Origin of the sequence: Neptunomonas sp., assembly GCF_041601355.1 — a bacterium.
Taxonomy (GTDB): Bacteria; Pseudomonadota; Gammaproteobacteria; order Pseudomonadales; family Balneatricaceae; genus Neptunomonas.
Map to the genome: position 1 here is coordinate 1 of NZ_JBFIIH010000237.1, position 2,786 is coordinate 2,786.

At 47.0% G+C, this 2,786-nt stretch carries 2 protein-coding genes and 2 pseudogenes; 3 read left to right on the forward strand and 1 reads right to left on the reverse strand.

The window, feature by feature from the left end; translation table 11 throughout:
* Positions 1 to 209 (reverse strand): annotated as a pseudogene (locus ABY436_RS19795) (transcriptional initiation protein Tat); the annotation flags it as partial.
* A gap of 359 nt (positions 210 to 568) precedes the next feature.
* Here ABY436_RS19795 and ABY436_RS19800 point away from each other — a divergent pair.
* The 3 genes and pseudogenes from ABY436_RS19800 to ABY436_RS19810 form a co-directional block, all read left to right on the forward strand.
* The gene (locus ABY436_RS19800) at positions 569 to 1,771 is read left to right on the forward strand and encodes a nitrate/nitrite transporter (RefSeq protein WP_372740647.1); all 1,203 of its coding nucleotides are present in this window, start codon (positions 569 to 571) and stop codon (positions 1,769 to 1,771) included.
* 30 nt (positions 1,772 to 1,801) lie between these two features.
* A pseudogene (locus ABY436_RS19805) lies at positions 1,802 to 1,990 on the forward strand (EAL domain-containing protein); the annotation flags it as partial.
* A 218-nt stretch (positions 1,991 to 2,208) separates the two neighbouring features.
* On the forward strand, positions 2,209 to 2,786 hold a 578-nt coding region (locus ABY436_RS19810; protein WP_372740648.1), incomplete at its 3' end, for a tRNA1(Val) (adenine(37)-N6)-methyltransferase.

The window sequence follows — 2,786 nt, forward strand, 5'->3', positions numbered from 1 at the left end:
AAAGCTGAAAATCCCAGCAGTTTACTGGTCGGCGCAGATACGGCGGCTATGGCTTTTGTTAAAGGATTAGCAGCCAGAAACAGCCCCATTGCTGCAGCGCCCCCTTGCATAAAGCGACGACGGCTTATGCCGCTTTCAATCATGTTGGAAAAATCAGAGTCGTCATCTTTACGGTAAGCGGAGTCTTGCTGAAGTTCAGATTTGTTCATTACAGATATCCAGTTGTCATTACTTATCAGATAAAAGTGTCGCCAAAACGCTGGCGACGAAAGCGAATGAGCGACAGGCTAAACATAATTTGTTAACAAAAGATGACACCGGCTCGAAGGTGGCCAAAAAGGAAGGTTTTTTTCTGCTGTGGCATTAAGTGTTTCAACAACGACCATAAAGGTTCGTAACAAGGCAATTGGCAAATATTTCATCAGTCATAATTTAGTGAAATTCAATGGTGATAGCTAATATTGATCGGTTTACGAGTAAAGGTATGTGTCTGGAACATTTAACCTGGGTTTCGAGCCGATGTTTATAAGCTCTTGAGCAATGACTCTACTGTCATGGAGAGCGCTTGATGCGAATGACGACTACCTTCGGGGTAAACCAGATTATCAGTCACGGCTTTGGTGTATTTCTTTTTGCGGCATTGGTGCCCATGATGAAGGAGTCGATTGACATCAGTCATTGGCATCTGGCTACGATTGGTGCGCTGACTCAGTTGTCTTATCTCGGCGGGGCGATGTTATTGGGACTGGTCGGGCACCGGGTTGCTTCAGAGTGGCTGGTGCTGATTACCGGCTCAATAACGAGTCTGCTCTTGTTTGTTATGGCAACACTGGATGACCCAATGATGGTTTTGTTGGTGCTAACGTGTATGGCAGCCTGCGCCGCGATCAGTTGGGGCGCAATAGTTGAATTGATAACCCGTTATGCGCGTCCGGCACTGTGTTCAACATGCCTGTCCAGTGCTTCCAGTGGCACTGCTTGGGGATACGGTTTGAATGGCTTGCTGATTCTGCTGGTGGTGCCGCTGCTGGGTTGGCGCAGTGGCTGGTTATTGGCTGGGATGTTGGGGGCTGCTACGGTAATTTTGACCCTCTTTTTACTGAGAAATCTTAAACAGCGTGCTGTTACTAAGTCACCAGAAGCAACTTCAGCGCTGTCTGCACGGCAATTGTTGCATACTATTATGCGAGAGCGTGCCGCGTTCTTTGCTTGCCTGATCTGCTTCATGGTTGGCTTTGCCACCATGCCGTTCTCTACTTGGTTAAACACGTATCTGGCAGAATTAATGTTACCTCCCGCCTTGGGTGGCTATACATGGACGATAGCGGGTGTGACTGGCATGATCGCAGGTTTTTTGTCAGGTAAACTGGCCGATAGCAAAGGGCATGGTGTCGCACTGTTGATCGTATTTGGTGGCTTTTCATTGGGGCTTTTCGCATTTGTATACGATCCGGCTTATTTTGCCGTATTTGCCGGCTTCGGTTATGGTCTGATGTATTTTCCTATGTGGGGGATTGTTGCCGGTTGGGTTAACGAGCACTATTCTTCTACAGCTACGATGCAGATAAACGGCATCGGTATGGTGACTTTCGGGCTGGGTGGCGCACTGGGTAATCTGATGGCAGGATTTATTCAGGATATCAGCGGTAGTCTGGAAAGAGTCTATTGGGTAATCGCAATCGATGCGCTGCTCTTAGTGTTTCTTGCTTTGTATATTTATCTGACCGAACAACAGGAAGTAGAAAAGTATATGGGTAATCCGCTTTGTTGATGACCTTTTTCAGAGCATGCCGGCCGCAAGAAAATGGTTAAGATCATCAATAATCTGGGTAATCTATATGATCTTAGAGTGGTCGCTGAGGGTGTGAAAACAAAAAGACAATTAGAATATCTACAAGAAATAGGCTGCGATTGGGTGCAGGGCTACTTCCTCTCTTGTCCTCTGAAACATGCCGATCTGGTAGACTTTTTTCATAAAACACGAAACTGAAAAAAATAAAACTGAATCAGATCTGGTCATCAGTAAAGCCCAGCTGTGATAATTATCGTGTTAATCACTTTCTCAGCTTATATGATGAATGGCTTTTTCAGACGAGCTGATTGGGCTTAATACAGCAACCATCCTGATATAGAGTTTTTATGACCCGGCGTAAACGTAACAGCTATTTCCAATGCAAGCGGTTCACTATTGAACAAGGTGACTGTGCCATGAAAGTCACCACTGATGCCTCGTTATTGGGTGCTTATGCCGATGTGCAGCAAGCGCAACGCATACTTGATATTGGCGCAGGAACAGGGTTACTCAGCTTGTTTGTTGCACAGCGATCAACTGCTCAAATCGATGCAGTAGAGCTTGACTCTCAAGCCGCCGAGCAAGCGCGAAAAAATTTCGCAAACAGTCCCTGGTCAGAGCGCCTGAACCTGATAGAGATGGACATTCGCGACTATGCGATGTTGGGCCCTCAGCAGCACCTTCAACAGCACAGTGACCAAAACAGGCCGCAATATGACTGCATCATTACCAATCCGCCCTTTTTTACCGGGTCAACTCAGAACCCTTGTGACCGGAGCGCCTTGGCGCGGCACAACACACATCTGCCTTTATCGGATCTGATGAAATCAATAGATCAGTTATTAAGCGCCGATGGGGTAGTCTGGATACTGCTGCCTTTGGCAGAATCAGACGCTATTATCAAGCTGGCTGAATCGTTCTCTCTTTATCCTCAGCAGCGAATGCTGGTGCGCAACAGCAGCCAGCACCCAGCGCATCGTGAAATTATGCGCTT

What these genes read in the sequence shown, in the direction of transcription:
- ABY436_RS19800 (WP_372740647.1), top strand. Translation starts at nt 569, where the DNA reads ATGCGAATGACGACTACCTTCGGGGTAAACCAGATTATCAGTCACGGC.